Below are 17,097 nucleotides of genomic sequence, written 5' to 3'. Positions count from 1 at the left end.
CCGCCGCCGTTCTTCACGAACGTCATGATCGCGGTCTTCTCCGCGGTCGTGAAGAGCGTGTTGGGCTCGGGCAGCACCAGCGTGTCGAAGTTCGAGAGGTCGGTGGCCGTCGAGCCGCCGTAGGCCAGGCTGGAGCCCGAAGGCAGCGTCTTCAGGCTGTAGTCGCCGGTCTTCTGCAGGGCCACACCCCAGGAGGAGAGGGCTCCGGTCCAGTCGGTCTCCGAGGACGGCGAGGAGTTCTGGCCGAGCGGGTCGGGCTGGCTGGTGGAGATGATCCAGTCGGCGTTGCCCGCGGTCTCGGCGTGGGCGTTGTCGAACAGGACGCGGTGCGGGGTCGCGGCGGCGGCCGGAGCGGCCGCGGACGCCTGGACGGCCGCACCCGCGACGAGCAGTCCGAACACGGCCGTGGCCGTGGTGAGTCTGTGGCGGGATTTTCTGAATCCGAGCATCCGGCGAACCTCCATGAGGGGTGGGGAGAGGCGGTGCGGGCGCCAAGTCTGCGCGCGTAGAACGGTGGTTGGCCGTCTACCGTGCGACAGATACTTGAACGGTACATGGCAGGAACGCGACTGAACAGGAGCCCGTCGGACCGGACACGGGACGGCCGAAGAGCCGAACGGACTGTCTTCGCCCGCAGGGGGAACACACCTAACTGCGGGGGTCCTGACAAAAAGGGGCGGAGATGGAGATCTCAGGCATCATCAGTGCCATTCTCATCGGCATCATCATCGGCGTACTGGGCCGGCTCGTGGTCCCGGGACGCCAGCGCATCGGCATCCTGTGGACGATCCTCGTCGGCATCGTGGCCGCGTTCATCGGCTCGGGGATCGCCGCCGCGTTCGGCGTGGCGAACACGAAGGGCGTCGACTGGATCGAGTGGATCATTCAGATCGGACTCGCGGCGGTGGGTGTCGCGGCGCTCGACCGGGTGAAGGTGCGCCGCTGACGGGGCCGTCCGTCAGGCCGAGCGGCGCCGGGCGGAGGGCGGCCGCTTCCTGGACGCGGCCGTCTCGGCGGCGCGGGAGGAGGGGCGGCGCTCGCTCGCCGATGTCGATCTCGGGCGGATCGATCGGTTCGCCGAACGGCGGCATGCCGGGTACGAATTGAAGTGCCGGATGCCGGCTACGAGTTGAAGTGCCGGGCCGGCCTACAGCCGCCTCGGCCGACCGGCGGTCAGTGACGCCATCTCCGCCCGGATGGCGTCCGGTGTCACCCGTACACGTACGGCGTTGTGGTGGTCAGGGGTTCGAAGCCCAGGCGGGCGAGGACCGGGCGGCTCTGGCTCGTGGCGTCGACCTGGACGTAGCGGTAGCCGCGCTCGGCAGCGACGCGGGCACGGTGGGCGACGAGCGCGCGGTAGATGCCGCGGCGGCGCCAGGAGTCGATGGTGCCGCCGCCCCAGAGGCCGGCGAAGCGGGTGCCAGGGACCATCTCCATGCGGGCGGCGCTGACCGGGACGTCACCGGCGAGGGCCACCACCGCGACGACGTTGTCCTCGTCGCCGGTGAGCTGGGCCAGGAGTTGGTGGCGCATCCGGGTGCTGTCCGTGCCGAAGGCCCGTTCGTGGACGTCCGCGACGAGGTCGACGCCCGCGCGGTCGGTGACGGGCAGCAGCCGTACGCCCTCGGGCGGCTGGGCGTCGAGCGCGAGGTCGCCCAGCTCGGCGATCATCAGGGTCTCCTCGGGCTGGGCGACGAACCCGGCGGCGCGCAGCCGTTTCCCCAGGTCCTCGGGCTTGTCGTGCCCGTACAGCTTCCACTCGAACTCGCGGCCGAGTTCGCCGAAGTAGCGCATCTGCTCGGCGATCGCGGCGTCGGCGTTCGATTCGTCCAGGTCCGACCAGATCACCCCGTTCCAGCCCTGCTCGGTGCCGACCTGGCGCACCACCTTGTCGATGCGCTCGACCCGGGCTCCTGGGCTGTCGGGCCGCGCGTCCTCCCGCATGTCCCGGTCGAACAGAGCCAGTACCGCAACGTGATCCATGGGGTCACTCCAGCACCCCGGCGCGCATAGGGCAACGGCCTTGCACCGGGGCGGAGGCGATCAGGCCACCCCGCCCCGGTATTTCGTCCCTGGTCAGACGCGGTTCAGTTGCGGGTCCACTGCTGGTTGGATCCGCCGTTGCACGACCAGAGGTCGATCAGGGTTCCGTTGGCCGTCGCGGCACCCACCGCGTCCAGGCACAGGCCCGAGACGTTGTTGGTGACGGTTCCGTTGGAGTTGAAGGTCCACTTCTGGTTGGTGCCTGAGTTGCAGTCCCACAGGACGACCTTGGTGCCGTTGGCGGTGCCGCTGTTGTAGGCGTCGAGGCACTTGTTGCCGTAGACCACCAGTTCACTGCGCGAGGTGTAGGTGAACGTCTGGTTCTGGCCACCGCCACAGTCCCACAGTTCGGCCTGGCTGTTGTTGGTGATCGTGTTCTTGAAGAAGTCCAGGCACCGTCCGGATCCGGTACCGACGACCGCCGTCCCGTTGGTGCCCGGGACGGCGCGCACGGCAACGGCGTCGATGTCGGGCGCGGTGCCCGAGGCCCCGAAGGTCAGCGTGTTGGAGCCCTTCGCCAGGGACGCGAGGACGGAGACGGTCCGGTAGGTGGTCGCCGAGCCGGTGGGCGGGAAGGCCAGCGTCTGCGCGTACTGGCCACCCACCTGAAGCGTCGCCTTGCGGTCCGCGGTGCCGCCGTTGGCATAGGTGATGTCGATCAGCTTGGTGCCCGCGGCGGACGCCGTGACTCCGGTGAAGGCCGGGGTCGTCGCGGAGGTGGTGTCCTCGTACGTCGTCCCGGACGCCTCGGTGCCGGAGACGGTGAGCAGCACGCCCTCGCCCGCGGGGACGCTGGTGGTGTAACTCGTCGCGTACGACCCGGCGTTGGACGCCGCCCAGACGTTGCGTACGGCGGTGGAGGCGGTGGTCAGACCCATGTCCTGCCAGCGGGCGGTGATGTTCGCCGCGGCGGACGTACGGTTCAGCAGCAGGACCGCGCGCTTTCCGGTCCCGGAGAGGATCTTGCTGTAGACCTGCAGGCCGGTGCTGTCCTCGGCGACCTTGACGCCCTGGAGGCCGCGCGGGTCCTGGTCGATCGCGACGACCTCGGAGTTGGTGAGGATCGAGGCGGTCGTCGAACTCATGGTGGCCAGGTTGTTGCCCGCGAGCAGGGGGGCGCCGGAGATCGCCCACAGGCCCATGTGGGTGCGGTTCTGGGCGGCGCTCAGGCCGTTCATGCCGACCGTCATCATGTCCGGGTCGTTGTAGTAGCCGGTGTGCTGGGCGGCGGGGTGCAGCGACTTGTCGAAGTTGGCCAGGATGTTGGTCATCGTCGGGTTGTCGGGGTAGTAGACGATGTCGGTGCTGGTGCGCCACATCGCACCCGTGCCGGCGGCCCAGTTCCAGGGGTTGCCCGTGCCCCACTCGCACAGTGACAGCACGAGTGAGCGGCCGGTGACGGCGGTCGCGGCGGTGTTGGCGTCGCGGATCGCCTTGTACGTCGTCTCCTGGTCGAGCCCCTCGGCGTCACCGCCGCACCAGTCGATCTTCAGGAAGTCGAAGCCCCAGTTCTGGAAGGTCTCCAGGTCCTGCTGATTGTGCCCTTCCATGCCGGTGTTGGGGGCGGCCGGCGTGCCCGAGGGGGTCGGGTAGTAGTAGCCGCAGCCGTTCTTGCCCGCGTCGGTGTAGATACCGGCCTTGAGGCCCTTGCTGTGGATGTAGTCGACGATGGCCTTCATCCCGCCGGGCCACTTGGCGGTGTCGACGGTGATGTTGCCGCTGCTGTCGCGGGTGCCCGGCCACCAGCCCTCGTCGATGTTGACGTATGTGTAGCCCGCGGCGGCCATGCCCGAAGACACGAGGGCGTCGGCCTGGGCCTTGATGGTGTTGTAGTCGATGACGCTGGCGAAGGTGTTCCAGGACGCCCAGCCCATCGGGGCCGGGGCGACGCCGATCTGGTTGGTGCTGACGGCGGTCGGCTCGGCGGTGAGCGGAGTGGCGGAGCGTCCGACCCCGGCCAATCCGGCGATGGCCAGGCCCAGGACGGCGCCATGAACGGCTGCGCGCTTCAGGAGGCCCCTGAGGCGCGTGGTGTGCGAATGGGGGGACATACGGCTCTCCCTTGAGCGATTTGTTCGCAGACTCGAACAAAAGTCAACGAGACTCGCCATATGGGAGCCGCCATTCCGCGGACGCGTCAAGTCCCTTGCCGACAGGGCCCGTTCACGTTCGGCCACGCCGTCGGTGAACGCGTCCGTGACCCGGTGGCCGCCCGTCGCGTCGCCGCCCGCACGCGATACCTTCGGTTCGACCCGGCCCGACCCGGCCGGGAAAGATCTCAAGCATCGGGATGGTCATGCGCAAGGACGCGATCGTCGAGGTAGCGGCCGGAATCCATCTGGTTCACGGCAGCAACACCAACTGGGTGATCCTGGCCGAGGGGGACGCCGTCACCCTGATCGACACCGGATATCCGGGCGACCGCCCGGACGTCCTCGCCTCCCTCGACGCGCTCGGCCACTCCCCCGAGGCCATCACCGCCGTACTCATCACCCACGCGCACAACGACCATGTCGGGTCGGCCGAGTATCTGAGCAGCGCCTACGGCGTCCCGGTCCATCTGCACGAGGAGGAAGTGGCGCACGCGCGCCGCGACTTCCTCCAGCAGGTGAGTGTGGGCGAGGTGATGCGCCAGGCCTGGCGCCCCGGCGTGCTCCCCTGGGCGGTGCACGCGCTCCGGTCCGGCGGCACGGCGGACGTCCGGATGACCCGGCCCGAGCCGTTCCCCGGCGAGGGAACACTCGATCTTCCCGGCGGTCCGGTGCCGGTGCACACCCCCGGGCACACCGCCGGACACTGCGTCTACCACCTGCCGGACGCCGGCATCGTGATCTCCGGCGACGCCCTGGTCAGCGGTCACCCCACCTCGCGGATACGGGGACCGCAGCTGCTGCCCGACATGTTCCACGCCGAGCGCGCGAACGCCCTCGCGTCGTTGAAGCTCATCGAGACACTCTCGGCGGACGTCCTCCTGCCCGGGCACGGCCCGGTGCACCACGGATCCGTGAGCGAGGCGGCCCAGCGCGCCCGGGCGCTCGCCAACTGACGGCTGCCGTGAGCCAGCCTCACGGCCGCAGTGCTCCCGGCTGAACCGCGTCGAGATAGGCCCGCAGCGCGTCCCGGTTGCGGGCCAGGCAGTCGATGCGGCTCTGGATGCGGTCGATCTCGCCCCGCAGGAGTGCGGCGGTCTCCTGGGTCAGGCACTCGGGATGGAGATGGATCTCGCCGGGGTCGGACAGGAACGGCAGGATGACACGGATGATCTCGGTGGTGAGCCCGGAGTCGAGCAGCCCGCGGATCTGCCGTACGCACGGGACGGCCCCCTCGCCGTACGAGCGATAGCCGTTGGCGGCCCGCTCGGGGCGCAGCAGGCCCTGTTCCTCGTAGTAGCGCAGCATCCGGGTGGGGACGCCGGTGCGGATCGACAGCTCACCGATCCTCATGTCTCCGCTCTCCGGGGCAGGCGCGCTTGCCTTCACACTGATGTGAAGGTTTCAGCATGGTCGCATGTCGCTCGCACCGCCCGCCAAGGGCACCGCCCTGCCCGTCTGCGGGCTGCCGCTCTCGGGGCTGCTCGCCCTGTCCACGGCCGCCTTCACCGCCGTACTGACCGAACTGCTGCCCGCCGGTCTGCTGCCGCGGATGGCCCCGGCCCTGGGGGTGTCCGAGGGGCGGGTCGGTTTCCTGGTGACCGGTTACGCGCTCGCGTCCTTTCTCGCCGCGGTGCCCCTCACGGCAGCGCTGCGCGGACTGCCGCGCCGCCGGGTACTGACCGGCACCCTCCTGGGTTTCGCCTTCTGCAACGCCGTCACCGCGGTGTCGTCCTGGTACGCGCTCACCTTCGCGGCCCGGCTCGGGGCCGGGGTCATGGGTGGCACGCTGTGGGCGATGCTCGTCGGGTACGCGGCCCGGATGGTGCCCGCCGAGCGGCGCGGCCGTGCCATCGCCATCGTCCTCGGGGGCATCACCCTCGCCCTGTCGCTGGGCGTGCCCGCGGGCACCGCGCTGGCGGACGCCGTCGGCTGGCGCGCGGCCTTCGGCGTGCTGTCCGTACTCGCCACGCTGCTCGTGCTCTGGGTGCGGTGGCGGGTGCCGGGCCTGCCCGGCGAGCCTGCGGGCGCGCGGGTGTCTCTGCGCCGGGTCGCCGCGCTGCCCGGCATCGTGACCGTCCTGTCCGTGACCCTGCTCCTGCTGCTGGGGCACCAGGTGATGTACACATACGTCGCCCCCTTCGCCGAGCACACCGGTTTCGGCCGCACCGGTCTCGTCCTGCTGGTGTTCGGGGTGGCCACGGTCGTGGGGATCTGGATCGTCGGCGCCCTGGTGGACGCGCACCTGCGCCGTACGCTACTAACGGCCCTGGCCCTGATCGCCTGCGCGATGGCGGCGCTGGCCGTGTCCGCGGGCGACCCTCTCGTGCTCCTCGTCTCGGTCGCCCTGTGGGGCGCCGCGTTCGGCGGAGCGCCGACGCTGATCCAGACCGCGCTGGTCGACGCCTCCGGTCCCGCCCACGCCGACGTGGCCACCTCCCTGCAGACCACGGTCTACAACGCCGGCATCGCGGCCGGTTCCCTCACCGGAGGACTCGTCCTGGAGAGCGCGGGAGCCACGGCTCTTCCCTGGACGTCACTCCCGCTGATCGCCGCCGCGGTCGGTGTGGTGGCGGTGGGGCGGCGGCGGGCGTTCCCCGCGCGGCGCCCCCTCTGACACCCCGCCCGCAGGGCACCCCGACCTGTCCGCACGCCCGACCTTCAGCGGGTTTCCCTGGTGGGGGCGCCGTAGCGGAGTCCGTCGACGAGCAGGGCGATCATGCGTGGGGTGTGGCCGTTGTCGTCTTCCTGGGCGGGCAGGGTCAGATTGCGTGTGGCGACCAGGAGGTCTTCGGGGTCGACGTCGGAGCGGATCTCGCCGGCCTTCGCCGCGGTGTCGAGGAGCGCGCCGAGGACGGGCATGAAGCGCTGCTGGAAGTAGGAGGGCAGGGTGTCGTAGGCCGGGTCCCCCGAGTGCAGGGCCGCACTGAGTCCGCGTTTCGTGGCGATGAAGCCCGCGAAGCGCTGGAGCCACTTGGCGAGCGCTTCGGCCGGTTCGTACCGCGCCGCCAGGGAGGGTGCGGCGTCGGCGCAGGCGTCGACTTCATGGCGGAAGACCGCGGCGATGAGGTCCGAGCGTTGCGGGAAGTGGCGGTAGAGGGTGCCGGCTCCCACGCCCGCCCTGGCGGTGATCTCACGCACGGGTGCGTCGACTCCCGAGGTGGCGAAGACTTCCGCGGCCGCCGTGAGCAGGGCGTCGGTGCTGCGTTGCGCGTCGGCACGCAGCCGCTTACGGGGCTGCCCTTCCGTCGCGGCGGCGCCGGCTTCCCGAGCCGTTTCCTCACTCACGATGCTTCTCCTTGCTAACCGGAACACTGTTCCGTATCATCCAGGTTGAACGCTGTTCCGTTTCGCCAGCCTAACGCGCCGCGACGGACACCGGCCGACGCACAAGGAGACTCATGAAGTACCGCACACTGGGCCGAACCGGCATCAAGGTCAGTCCGTACTGTCTGGGCGCGATGATGTTCGGCGTCATCGGCAACCCCGATCACGACGACTCCGTCCGGATCATCCACAAGGCGCTGGACGCGGGCATCAACTTCGTCGACACCGCGGACGCCTACTCACGCGGCGAGTCCGAGGAAATCGTCGGCAAGGCCCTCAAGGGCCGCAGGGACGACGTCGTGCTCGCCACCAAGGCCCACCTCCCCATGGGGGACGACCCCAACCAGCAGGGCAACTCGCGGCGCTGGCTGGTCCGCGCGGTGGAGGACTCCCTGCGCCGGCTCGGAACCGACCACGTCGACCTGTTCCAGATCCACCGGCCCGCCCCGGACACCGACGTGGAAGAGACCCTCTCGGCCCTCACCGACCTGGTGCGCGCGGGCAAGGTCCGGGCCATCGGCACCTCCTCCTTCCCCGCCTCGGACATCATCGAGGCACAGTGGGTCGCCGAGCGGCGCGGCCTGATGCGGTTCCGCAGCGAGCAGCCGACGTACTCGATCCTCAACCGCGGCATCGAGCGCGAGGTGCTGCCCGTCTGCGAGCGCTACGGCATGGGCGCCCTGGTCTACAGCCCGCTCGCGGGCGGCCTGCTGACCGGCCGCTACCGCAAGGGCCGGCAGGCCGACAGCCACCGTGCCGCCTTCGGCTTCAAGCACCTCAGCGACGAGCGCCGGCTCGACGCCGTCGAAGAGCTCATCCCCCTGGCAGAGAAGGCGGGGATGCCGCTGACGCACCTGGCCATGGCGTTCGCGATCGCCCACCCCGGCGTCACCTCCGCGATCATCGGACCGCGCACGATGGCCCACTTGGACGACCTCCTCGCGGGCGCGGAGACCACTCTGAGCGACGAGATCCTCGACCAGATCGACGCGATCGTGCCGCCCGGCACCGACATCGGGACGCTCGACATGGCCTACAACCCACCCGCCATCCAGCAGACCGCCCTGCGCCGCCGCCTGCCCGACGCACGCTCCGCCGCCTGACCTGGGGGGCCTGTCCGCCGGACAGGACCCTAGGCCCTGTCGTCACATTCCCGTCTGCGGGCGGACGACGGGAATGTGACGACAGGACCTAGCCGAGCTCCAGCGTGGTGACCCCGTAGACGCGCTCGCCGCTGAACGGCCTGACCGGGCCGGTGTACATCCGGGCCGTTTCGAAGGAGGGGGTGAGACCGAAGTCCTCGGCGAGGGCGACGCCCGGCGCGTTCGACTCGGGGATGTCGATGGCGACCTCGCCGCCGGGAGCGTCGGCGGCCAGCGCCAGCAGGAGGGCGCGGGCGTCCTCGGCGGTGTCGGCGAACAGCGGGCCGACGCGCGGGCGGTCGAGGGCGGGCCGGATCACCGCGTAGCCGGTGAGGTGGCCGTCTGCGACGCGGACGAAGGTGCGGTGGCCGGGACCGGTGAGCCACCGCTCCAGGAAGCGGGGGCGGTCGGCCGGGCAGCAGGCACTGTCGTACGCCGCGATGGACCCGAAGTCGGCCGCTTCGGCGGGCCGCACCCCCGGTGGCGTCCGCCCCGCCGGCACGGTTCCGGTGAACCGGACGGTGCGGTGGGCGAGTTCGAAGCCGGACTTGCGGTAGTTGTCCTGCTGCGCCACCACACCGTCCAGACCGACGGTCCGGCCGCCGGCGTGGGCGAGGGCCGTCTTCCAGGTGGTGAGGCCGTGGCCGCGGCCGCGCAGATCCGGTCGTACGAGATAGAAGCCCAGGAAGGCGTAGTCGGCGTCGTACGTCACGACCGAGACGGCCGAGACCGGCTGCCCGTCGATCCTGCCGATGAAGAAACCCTCGGGATCCTGGGCGAAGAAGCTCGGTGCGTCGGACAGCCCCGGATTCCATCCCTCGTCCCCCGCCCACCCGCTGATCACCGACCAGTCGTCGAGCGAGGCCCGGGCGACGACGAGATCCGCGGGACCCGGAGAAGTCATGTGTGCGCTCCATTCGCTTGCGACGGGGGTGCGCGGCGGTCGCCCGCGCCCGCAGCATCCTTCCCGATCTCGACGGGGATTTCAGCCTGAGTCACTCATAGGCTTGCCGTCCATGAATGTCGATGACGTGACCCTGCGCCCGGTGGCCGAGGACGACCTGCCCGTCATGGAGCGGTTCCTGACGGAACCCGAGACCGCCACACCCTTCCAGTGGTTCGGCTGGCGGGACCCGGACCGCTGGCGGCGCAAGTGGGCGGAGGACCACATGCTCGGCGACGACGCGGGCCATCTGATGGTCGTGCGCGGCGAGGAGCGCCTGGGCTTCGTCGGGTGGCGGAAGATCCGGCCCACCCCGAGCACGTACTACTGGAACATGGGCATCGGCCTGCTGCCGGAGGCGCGCGGCAAGGGCTGGGGCACGGAAGCCCAGCGGCAACTGGTCCGGTACCTGTTCGCGCACACGACCGTGGTGCGGATCGAGGCGGACACCGAGGCGGAGAACATCGCCGAGCAACGCGCCCTGGAGAAGGTCGGGTTCACCCGCGAGGGCGTGCTGCGCAGTGTGGGGTTCCGGGACGGCCGGTGGCGCGACGGCGTGCGCTACAGCATCCTGCGCGACGACCTTCCCGAGATGCGCTGACCCCGCCCGGGGACCGCTGGCGAAAGCCACCCGAACGGGGCCCCACCGGTCGTGTGCCCGGTGGGGCCTTGCGCGTCAGCGGACCCCCGTGGGCCGGAACCGCCGGTACAGCACGGCCCCGCCCAGCAGCAGGGCGGCGCTCGCGGCGATCGCCGGCATCGTCTGGTCGGCGCCCGTGTGGGCGAGGGAGGCCATGGGCCGCGACGGGGCGTGGTACGGCGTCCCCTGCGGCACGTACGCCCTGGGCGGCGTGTGCGGCTTCGGAGCGGGCTTCACCGGCTGGGGGTGGTCGCCGGAGGTGTTCGTGGACGTGTTCCCCACGGACGCGTTGCCGAGGCCGACCACGTTCACGGAGTTGCCGCTGACGTTCACCGGGAGGTGTACCGGGAGCTGCAGGCCGTTGCCCGAGAGCACGCCCGGAGAATCCTTTCCGCTCCCGACCGCGACAGCACCGCCGCGCGTGGCGGCACCCCCATGGGCCACGCCACCAGCGCTTTCGCCACCCCTGCCGTGGCTCCTCCCGCCGACGCCGGGGCCCCGGCCCTCGCTCACGTTCGCGCAGCTGTTGCCCGCGGCGGGGTTCAGTAGCCCGGCCACGTTCACGGTGTTCCCGCACACGTTCACGGGGACGTGCACCGGGAGCTGGAGGGTGTTGCCGGAGATCAGCCCGGGCGAAGCCGCCGTGGCACCGTCCGCCGTGGCGTCGGCGTGGGCCGGCATCGTCATGGCCAGCGCTCCCGAAGCGGCGGCCGCGGCGATCAAACCATTTCGGGTAACCCGTTTCATAGGTTCCCTGCCTTCCAGACATGGACGCGGGCACTCGCCCGCACCGCGTAAAACGCGGGAGAACCATCCGACGTTATGGCTGATCGTGTTTTCACCCTATCGAGGGTCACGTTTATCGAACGCCCGCCCAGAGGCGCGCACCCGGACACCCGCTTATCGTGATCGAGGAGCTATCCCCTGGCGCCCGGTACGACGCCGGGCGTCCCTGGAGGCACCCATGCTGTCCGCGCACCAACGCTGGGCGTACGCCGGAGTCGGCGTCGTGACACTGGCCATGCTGGCGGCGGGTCTGCCCTCGGCGGTGGCGACGGCCGCCGAGGGCCCCGACCTGTCCCGCTTCTACCACCAGCAGATCAAGTGGGGCGCCTGCAAGGGCGACGCGATGCCCGCGGATCTGCGGTGCGGGCAGGTGACCGTCCCGCTGGACTACGCGCACCCGCAGGCCGGGACGCTCGACCTCGCGCTGGCCCGCTATCGCGCCACCGGCTCGTCGAGGGGATCCGTACTGCTGAACTTCGGCGGCCCCGGCGTCCCGGGAATCCCGCAGCTCGCCGCCGGCGGCGGCAAGGACTTCATGCCGCTCACCAACGGCTACGACGTGGTGACCTTCGACCCCCGCGGTGTCGGCCAGTCCTCTCCCGTCAGCTGCGGCGGCGGTGCCGCCCAGACTTCCGACACGGCGGGCTCCGCCACCAACGACAGCAGCCCGGAGGCACTCCTCAAAAAGGTACGGAAGGACGCCGACGAGTGCGCCAAGCACTCCACCCCCGTACTGGCTCACATCGGCACGGTCAACGCCTCCCGGGACCTGGACGTGATGCGCCAGGCCCTCGGCGACAAGAAACTCAACTACCTGGGATTCTCGTACGGAACGCGTCTGGGCGCGGTGTACGCGAGCCAGTTTCCCGACAAGACGGGCCGCATGGTGCTCGACGGCGTGGACACGCTCACCGAGCCGCTGTCCGAGTCGGGCCTGGTGAGCGCCGAGGGGCAGCAGACCGCCCTGGAGGACTTCCTCACCTGGTGCACCCAGGACACGTCGTGCCCGTTCGGACAGGATCCGCGCGATGCCCGTCAGCGGGTCGTCCGGCTCGTCGACTCGCTGGACAAGAACCCGGTGCCGACGGGCTTCGGGCAGCAGTTCTCCGGCCAGGACCTGGTGGCGACCATGGGTCTTGAACTCTTCGACCGCAAGGGGTGGCCGAAGCTCGAACGGTCCCTCGCCTCACTCGTCCAGGACGGCGACCCGAGCGGACTGTTGCAGGCGGCCGGGGGCGTCACCCTGCCCCACGCCACGTACAGCGGGCTGGTCGACCCCGCGAAGGTGCCCCCGGACAACCTGGAGACCGCGCTGCTGGCGATCAACTGCGCGGACGACCCCGATCGGCCCAGCGCCGCGCAGCTCACCAAGGAGATCGACGAACTGAGGGCCTCCTACCTGGAGGCGTCGCCGATCTTCGGCCCTCTCCGTCTCAACGAGCTGCTGATGTGCTACGGCCGCCCCAAGGGCAGCGACTACATCCGCGAGAAGGTACGTGATGTCCAGACGCCGAAGATGCTCCTCGTCGGCACCCGCGGGGACCCGGCGACCCCGTACCGCTGGACCGAGGAGACGGCCGCACGGCTCGGCCCCTCAGCCGTCGTGCTCGACAACAAGGGCGAGGGCCACACCGGGTACGCGTCTTCCAAGTGCGTGCGCCAGAAGGTCACCGATTTCCTGCTGTACGGCTCGCTGCCGGACAACGGCAGCTCCTGCGGCCCGGAGGATGCGACGGCCCCTTGAGCGGCCCTCGCGACGGCGTGTCACAGAACGGACGCGGACGGGTTGCGCCGACACGTCGGATACAACCCGAAGCGCACCTCGGCCGTCACACTGAGCAGCCGTCGCTCACCGTTCATGACACTGTTCGTGACCGAAACAGGGGGAACCCACCGATGCGCATCCGACCCGTTCTCGCCCTCTCGGCCGTCGCCGCGGCGCTGCTCCTGGCCGTGCCCCAGAGCGGCTCGGCCGCCGCGCGGCCCGCCAAGTGCACCGAGAAGGCCGTCACCGTCCACGCCCACCGCTCCGCCGACCCCACCCTGCTGCACCTCGGCGTCACCAACCGATCCACCCGGGCGTGCACCGTCGATCGCGTCCCGACCGTCGTCTTCGGTGACCTCGACGGCGCCGCCCTGCCGGTTCCCGCCGGGCAGAACGGGCCGTACCTGCTCGAGGCGGGCCGGACGGCGTACGCGGCCCTGCGGACCATCGCCGACCCGGCGGATCCGGAGGCCCGCCAGGCGGACTCGATCGGCGTCTCGCCGGACCCTTCGCGCTTCGGCCGTACGTTCACCGCGCGTGAGCTGGGCGTCGGTCGTGTCGTCCTGGTGTGGGAGCCGGTGACCTCGTGGTGGAAGTCCTCGCAGGCGGCCGCCGACCGGGCGCTCAGGTAAGGATCACGTCCGGGGCGTACAGGTCCAGCCACAGCGCCAGGTCCAGGGTGCGTTCCAGGCCTCGCCGCGACGCCTGGGTGATCTGCGGGCTGTCGCGGTGGGCGGCCCGGTGGACCCGCTCCCGGTCGACGAGGTCGAAGACCGGGTGCGCGGGCCGGGCCAGGAGGTCCTTGGCGTGTCCCTGGAGCGCGATCGCGTACTTGGGGTCCTGGGTGGACGGATAGGGGCTCTTGACCCTGTCGTACACGGACTTGGGGATCAGGTCGGCGGTCGCCTCCCGCAGCAGGCTCTTCTCCCGGCCGTCGAAGGACTTCAGGGACCAGGGGGTGTTGTAGACGTACTCGACGAGCCGGTGGTCGCAGTACGGCACCCGCACCTCCAGGCCGACGGCCATGCTCGCGCGGTCCTTGCGGTCGAGCAGGACGCGGACGAAGCGGGTCAGGTGGAGGTGGCAGATCCGCCGCATCCGGTACTCGAAGTCGCTCTCGCCGTCGAGCCGCCGGATGCCCGCGACGGCCGTACGGTAGGCGCCGGCGACGTACGACTCCAGGTCCAGCGCCTTGGTGAGGTCCGGGCGCAGTACGTCGGCGTCGTCGCCGAAGTCCCGGCTGAACCGGACGAGCCAGGGGAAGGTCTCGGCGCTGCGGGCCTCCTCGTCGAAGAACTGCAGGTAGCCGCCGAAGACCTCGTCCGCCGACTCTCCGGAGAGCGCGACCGTGGAGTGCTCCCGGATGGCCTGGAAGAGCAGGTACAGGGAGGCGTCCATGTCGCCGAAGCCCATGGGGAGGTCGCGGGCCCTGATCACCTTCGCGCGGACGTCGAGGTCGGCCAGGGCGTGCGCGTCGAGGACGATGTCCTGGTGGTCGGTGGCCGAGGCGCGGGCCACGTCGTGCACGAAGGGGGTGTCGGGTGTGCCCCGCAGTTCGTCGGCGACGAAGTGGTCGGCCTGGCCGACGAAGTCGACGGCGAAGCTGCGGACCTTCTCGCCGTGCTCGCCGAGCTGCCGGGCGGCCAGCGCGGTCATGGCGGAGGAGTCGAGGCCGCCGGAGAGCAGGGTGCAGCGCGGCACGTCGGCGACGAGCTGGCGGCGCACGATGTCCTCGAGGAGCGAGCGGACGGTGGCGATGGAGGCGTCGCGGTCGTCGGTGTGCGGCCGGGTCTCCAGTTGCCAGTAGACGCGGCGGCGCAGCCCGGCGCGCTCGACGGTGACGACGGTGCCGGGCTCCACCTCGCGCATGCCGTCCCAGATCGCGTGTCCGGGCGTCTTGACGAAGGTGAACAGCTCGCGCAGTCCGTCGAGGCGGACCCGGGCCGGGGCGAGCGGGTTGGCGAGGATCGCCTTGGGTTCGGAGCCGAAGAGGACGCCGTCGGGGGTCGGGTAGTAGTAGAAGGGCTTGATGCCCATGCGGTCGCGGATCATCACGAGCTGGTCGTGGCGGCCGTCCCAGACCGCGAAGGCGTACATCCCGTTGAGCCGCTCGGCGAGCGCCTCGCCCCATTCGAGGTAGCCGCGCAGGACCACCTCGGTGTCGGAGTCGGTCGAGAAACGGTGCCCGCGGTCGGTCAGCTCGCGGCGCAGCTCGGTGAAGTTGTAGGTCTCCCCCGAATAGACGAGCGCGACCGTGCCGTCCGGGGTCTCGGCGGTCATGGGCTGGCGTCCGCCGGGCAGGTCGATGATCGCGAGCCGACGGTGCCCGAGGGCCGCGGGCCCCTCGGTCCAGGTGCCGCGGTCGTCGGGGCCCCGGCAGGACATCGTCTCCGTCATTGCATCCAATGTCTCCGCCTCGGCGCGCAGGTCGCGGTCGAAGGAGACCCAGCCGGTGATGCCGCACATGCGTTACCTCCCGCGTCCGGTTTCACCGGGAACACCGCGCCTGCCTGCGGTTTCATGGACGGGCCGACGCTTCCGCAAAACCAGTTGTATTGAGCAGCTATATGACGAGGTTGTGCCATGTGTGCGAGTGCCGTCAACACGTACGTAACCTGACCGGCCCCGTCACCCCGACGGTTTCGGCCGCGCTTTGCACCCGGCGGACGGGCGGATCGGCCCGCTGCCGGGCGTCTGCGAACGGGAATCGGCCACGGGCAAAGTCTTCCTCAACATCCGCCGGGGCGCCCGGGGGGCGTCTTCGGGGGACCCGAGCGGCATGCCCGCTTTCGCCCCTTTCCGTCTCATGGGTTTGACTCGTGGTGTGCGCCGGATGCTCTTGCCGCTGTTCGTCGCCCTGGGTGCGGCCGGGGCACTGGTCCTGGCATGGGCCCTCTCGCCCTGGTGGTGGTGGGCGGCCGCCGTACTGCTCGCCCTGACCGCGCTCGCCGTCCGGGACCTGACCCAGCGCCGCCACGCGGTCCTGCGGAACTACCCCCTGCTCGGTCACCTCCGCCTCCTCCCGCGGCCCGACGACCGTGATGTGCGCGGCATCGTGTACGAGCGCGCCGAGGGCGTCGAGGCCGAGGACCCCTTCGGCACCGGGCTGGACCTGTACGGGGACGGGTACGAGTACCTGGAACCGTCGATACGCCCGGTCGAGGTGCCGGACGAGCCGCCCGTGGTCCGCGTCGGCGGCCCGGACTGCACCCAGCCGTACGACATGGCCCTGCTGAACGTCTCCGCGATGAGCTTCGGGGCGCTGTCCTCGCACGCGATCCTGGCACTCAGCAGGGGCGCGGCGCTCGGCGGTTTCGCGCACGACACCGGCGAGGGCGGTCTTTCGGACCATCACCTGCGGGGCGGCGGCGACCTGATCTGGGAGATCGGCAGCGGGTACTTCGGCTGCCGCACCCCGGAAGGGGGCTTCGAGGCACGGGAGTTCGCGGACAAGGCCGCGCTGCCGGAGGTCAAGTGCGTGTCGCTGAAGCTCTCCCAGGGGGCGCAGCCGGGCATCGGCGGGGTGCTGCCCGGCGCCAAGGTGAGCGCCGAGATCGCCCGGGTCCGCGGCGTCCCGGAGGGCAAGGCGGTGATCTCACCGCCGTACCACCAGGTGTTCTCGACCCCGCGCGAGCTGGTGTGCTTCCTCGCCCGGATGCGGGAGCTGGCGGGCGGCAAGCCGACCGGCTTCAAGCTCTGCGTCGGCTCGCGCCGCCAGTTCCTCGCCGTCTGCAAGGCGATGCTCGCCGAGGGGGTCTCGCCCGACTTCATCGTGGTCGACGGCGCCGAGGGCGGTACGGGGGCCGCGCCGCCGGAGTTCGCCGCCTGCCTCGGTACGCCCCTGACCGAAGGGCTGATCACGGTGCACAACGCGCTGGTCGGCACCGGGCTGCGCGACCGTGTGCGGATCGGCGCGAGCGGCAAGGTCGCCACCGGCTCGGACATCGTCAAACGGCTGGCGCAGGGCGCCGACTACACGAACGCGGCCCGCGCGATGATGCTCGCGCTCGGCTGCCTCCAGGCCCGGCGCTGTCACACCAACACCTGCCCGGTCGGGATCGCGACCCAGGACCCGCGCCGGGTACGCGCCCTGGACGTGGCCGACAAGTCGGCGCGCGTGCACCACTACCAGCGGGCCACGGTCCGCGGCGCGAGCCGGATCATGGCCGCCATGGGGGTACGCGATCCGGCCGAGCTCGGACCGCATCAGCTGCTCCGGCGTACGGACCCGGCGACCGTTCGGTCGTACGCAGAGCTCTACGAGTGGCTGGAGCCCGGGGTGCTGCTCGCGGAGCCGCCCGCGTCCTGGGAGGCTGACTGGAAGGCGGCGGATCCGGACACGTTCTGAACGGCCGGAGCTC

The 17,097-nt window shown here is 70.8% G+C and carries 15 protein-coding genes and 1 pseudogene; 8 read left to right on the top strand and 8 right to left on the bottom strand.

Annotation, left to right across the window (positions count from 1 at the left end; all coding sequences use genetic code 11):
* Positions 1-449: pseudogene (locus ACFZDJ_RS42295) on the bottom strand (hydrolase); the annotation flags it as partial.
* A gap of 233 nt (positions 450-682) precedes the next feature.
* Here ACFZDJ_RS42295 and ACFZDJ_RS42290 point away from each other — a divergent pair.
* On the top strand, positions 683-946 hold the full coding sequence (locus ACFZDJ_RS42290) for a GlsB/YeaQ/YmgE family stress response membrane protein (protein ID WP_168505697.1): 264 nt from the start codon (positions 683-685) through the stop codon (positions 944-946).
* Between the two features lie 263 nt (positions 947-1,209).
* Here ACFZDJ_RS42290 and ACFZDJ_RS42285 read toward each other — a convergent pair whose 3' ends face one another.
* A complete protein-coding gene (locus ACFZDJ_RS42285) occupies positions 1,210-1,983 on the bottom strand; it encodes a GNAT family N-acetyltransferase (protein WP_391067280.1) in 774 nt (257 codons plus the stop codon).
* 104 nt (positions 1,984-2,087) lie between these two features.
* Positions 2,088-4,094 (bottom strand): ricin-type beta-trefoil lectin domain protein, encoded by a 2,007-nt coding sequence (locus ACFZDJ_RS42280; protein WP_391067277.1) that lies wholly within the window; start codon positions 4,092-4,094, stop codon positions 2,088-2,090.
* Between the two features lie 245 nt (positions 4,095-4,339).
* On the opposite strand from ACFZDJ_RS42280, the gene ACFZDJ_RS42275 reads away from it, so the two are divergent.
* Entirely contained in the window at positions 4,340-5,089 is a 750-nt protein-coding gene (locus ACFZDJ_RS42275) for an MBL fold metallo-hydrolase (RefSeq protein ID WP_385377200.1), read from the top strand.
* A 19-nt stretch (positions 5,090-5,108) separates the two neighbouring features.
* Here ACFZDJ_RS42275 and ACFZDJ_RS42270 read toward each other — a convergent pair whose 3' ends face one another.
* Positions 5,109-5,486: a MerR family transcriptional regulator gene (locus ACFZDJ_RS42270; protein WP_391067274.1), complete on the bottom strand. Its 378-nt coding sequence runs from the start codon at positions 5,484-5,486 to the stop codon at positions 5,109-5,111.
* A gap of 64 nt (positions 5,487-5,550) precedes the next feature.
* Between ACFZDJ_RS42270 and ACFZDJ_RS42265 the strand changes: the two genes are divergently transcribed.
* A complete protein-coding gene (locus ACFZDJ_RS42265) occupies positions 5,551-6,750 on the top strand; it encodes an MFS transporter (RefSeq protein ID WP_391067272.1) in 1,200 nt (399 codons plus the stop codon).
* Positions 6,751-6,794: 44 nt separating this feature from the next.
* On the opposite strand, the gene ACFZDJ_RS42260 is transcribed toward ACFZDJ_RS42265, so the two are convergent.
* Positions 6,795-7,421, bottom strand: coding sequence for a TetR family transcriptional regulator (locus tag ACFZDJ_RS42260; RefSeq protein ID WP_390933242.1), 627 nt, complete (start codon positions 7,419-7,421; stop codon positions 6,795-6,797).
* Between the two features lie 113 nt (positions 7,422-7,534).
* Here ACFZDJ_RS42260 and ACFZDJ_RS42255 point away from each other — a divergent pair, with 113 nt between their 5' ends.
* Positions 7,535-8,563, top strand: a complete 1,029-nt coding sequence (locus tag ACFZDJ_RS42255; RefSeq protein ID WP_390933243.1) for an aldo/keto reductase — start codon at positions 7,535-7,537, stop codon at positions 8,561-8,563.
* Positions 8,564-8,651: 88 nt separating this feature from the next.
* On the opposite strand, the gene ACFZDJ_RS42250 is transcribed toward ACFZDJ_RS42255, so the two are convergent.
* Entirely contained in the window at positions 8,652-9,506 is an 855-nt protein-coding gene (locus ACFZDJ_RS42250) for a GNAT family N-acetyltransferase (protein WP_384906623.1), read from the bottom strand.
* 112 nt (positions 9,507-9,618) lie between these two features.
* Between ACFZDJ_RS42250 and ACFZDJ_RS42245 the strand changes: the two genes are divergently transcribed.
* Complete coding sequence (locus tag ACFZDJ_RS42245; protein WP_391067268.1) at positions 9,619-10,146, top strand: GNAT family N-acetyltransferase; 528 nt, start codon at positions 9,619-9,621, stop codon at positions 10,144-10,146.
* Between the two features lie 75 nt (positions 10,147-10,221).
* Here ACFZDJ_RS42245 and ACFZDJ_RS42240 read toward each other — a convergent pair whose 3' ends face one another.
* On the bottom strand, positions 10,222-10,932 hold the full coding sequence (locus ACFZDJ_RS42240; protein WP_391067265.1) for a chaplin family protein: 711 nt from the start codon (positions 10,930-10,932) through the stop codon (positions 10,222-10,224).
* A gap of 217 nt (positions 10,933-11,149) precedes the next feature.
* On the opposite strand from ACFZDJ_RS42240, the gene ACFZDJ_RS42235 reads away from it, so the two are divergent.
* Together ACFZDJ_RS42235 and ACFZDJ_RS42230 are read left to right on the top strand one after the other, a co-directional pair.
* A complete protein-coding gene (locus tag ACFZDJ_RS42235) occupies positions 11,150-12,715 on the top strand; it encodes an alpha/beta fold hydrolase (protein ID WP_391067262.1) in 1,566 nt (521 codons plus the stop codon).
* Between the two features lie 152 nt (positions 12,716-12,867).
* Positions 12,868-13,368: a DUF4232 domain-containing protein gene (locus ACFZDJ_RS42230; RefSeq protein ID WP_390933247.1), complete on the top strand. Its 501-nt coding sequence runs from the start codon at positions 12,868-12,870 to the stop codon at positions 13,366-13,368.
* Here ACFZDJ_RS42230 and asnB read toward each other — a convergent pair.
* Positions 13,361-15,202, bottom strand: a complete 1,842-nt coding sequence (asnB, locus tag ACFZDJ_RS42225; RefSeq protein WP_391067259.1) for an asparagine synthase (glutamine-hydrolyzing) — start codon at positions 15,200-15,202, stop codon at positions 13,361-13,363. The genes ACFZDJ_RS42230 and asnB overlap by 8 nt on opposite strands.
* A 367-nt stretch (positions 15,203-15,569) precedes the next feature.
* On the opposite strand from asnB, the gene ACFZDJ_RS42220 reads away from it, so the two are divergent.
* On the top strand, positions 15,570-17,084 hold the full coding sequence (locus ACFZDJ_RS42220; protein ID WP_391067256.1) for a glutamate synthase-related protein: 1,515 nt from the start codon (positions 15,570-15,572) through the stop codon (positions 17,082-17,084).
* Positions 17,085-17,097 lie beyond the last annotated feature (13 nt).

This window comes from Streptomyces sp. NPDC007896, assembly GCF_042959425.1.
GTDB lineage: Bacteria > Actinomycetota > Actinomycetes > Streptomycetales > Streptomycetaceae > Streptomyces.
Note: the sequence above shows the minus strand (reverse complement) of the source record. Positions and strands in the feature narration are given on the sequence as shown.

Coding starts and splice junctions, on each gene's coding strand:
- ACFZDJ_RS42255 (WP_390933243.1), top strand. CDS start 7,535: ATGAAGTACCGCACACTGGGCCGAACCGGCATCAAGGTCAGTCCGTAC.
- ACFZDJ_RS42275 (WP_385377200.1), top strand. CDS start 4,340: ATGCGCAAGGACGCGATCGTCGAGGTAGCGGCCGGAATCCATCTGGTT.
- ACFZDJ_RS42280 (WP_391067277.1), bottom strand. CDS start 4,094: ATGTCCCCCCATTCGCACACCACGCGCCTCAGGGGCCTCCTGAAGCGC.
- ACFZDJ_RS42270 (WP_391067274.1), bottom strand. CDS start 5,486: ATGAGGATCGGTGAGCTGTCGATCCGCACCGGCGTCCCCACCCGGATG.
- ACFZDJ_RS42240 (WP_391067265.1), bottom strand. CDS start 10,932: ATGAAACGGGTTACCCGAAATGGTTTGATCGCCGCGGCCGCCGCTTCG.
- ACFZDJ_RS42230 (WP_390933247.1), top strand. CDS start 12,868: ATGCGCATCCGACCCGTTCTCGCCCTCTCGGCCGTCGCCGCGGCGCTG.
- ACFZDJ_RS42285 (WP_391067280.1), bottom strand. CDS start 1,983: ATGGATCACGTTGCGGTACTGGCTCTGTTCGACCGGGACATGCGGGAG.
- ACFZDJ_RS42245 (WP_391067268.1), top strand. CDS start 9,619: ATGAATGTCGATGACGTGACCCTGCGCCCGGTGGCCGAGGACGACCTG.
- ACFZDJ_RS42250 (WP_384906623.1), bottom strand. CDS start 9,506: ATGACTTCTCCGGGTCCCGCGGATCTCGTCGTCGCCCGGGCCTCGCTC.
- ACFZDJ_RS42290 (WP_168505697.1), top strand. CDS start 683: ATGGAGATCTCAGGCATCATCAGTGCCATTCTCATCGGCATCATCATC.
- ACFZDJ_RS42235 (WP_391067262.1), top strand. CDS start 11,150: ATGCTGTCCGCGCACCAACGCTGGGCGTACGCCGGAGTCGGCGTCGTG.
- asnB (WP_391067259.1), bottom strand. CDS start 15,202: ATGTGCGGCATCACCGGCTGGGTCTCCTTCGACCGCGACCTGCGCGCC.
- ACFZDJ_RS42265 (WP_391067272.1), top strand. CDS start 5,551: ATGTCGCTCGCACCGCCCGCCAAGGGCACCGCCCTGCCCGTCTGCGGG.
- ACFZDJ_RS42220 (WP_391067256.1), top strand. CDS start 15,570: ATGCTCTTGCCGCTGTTCGTCGCCCTGGGTGCGGCCGGGGCACTGGTC.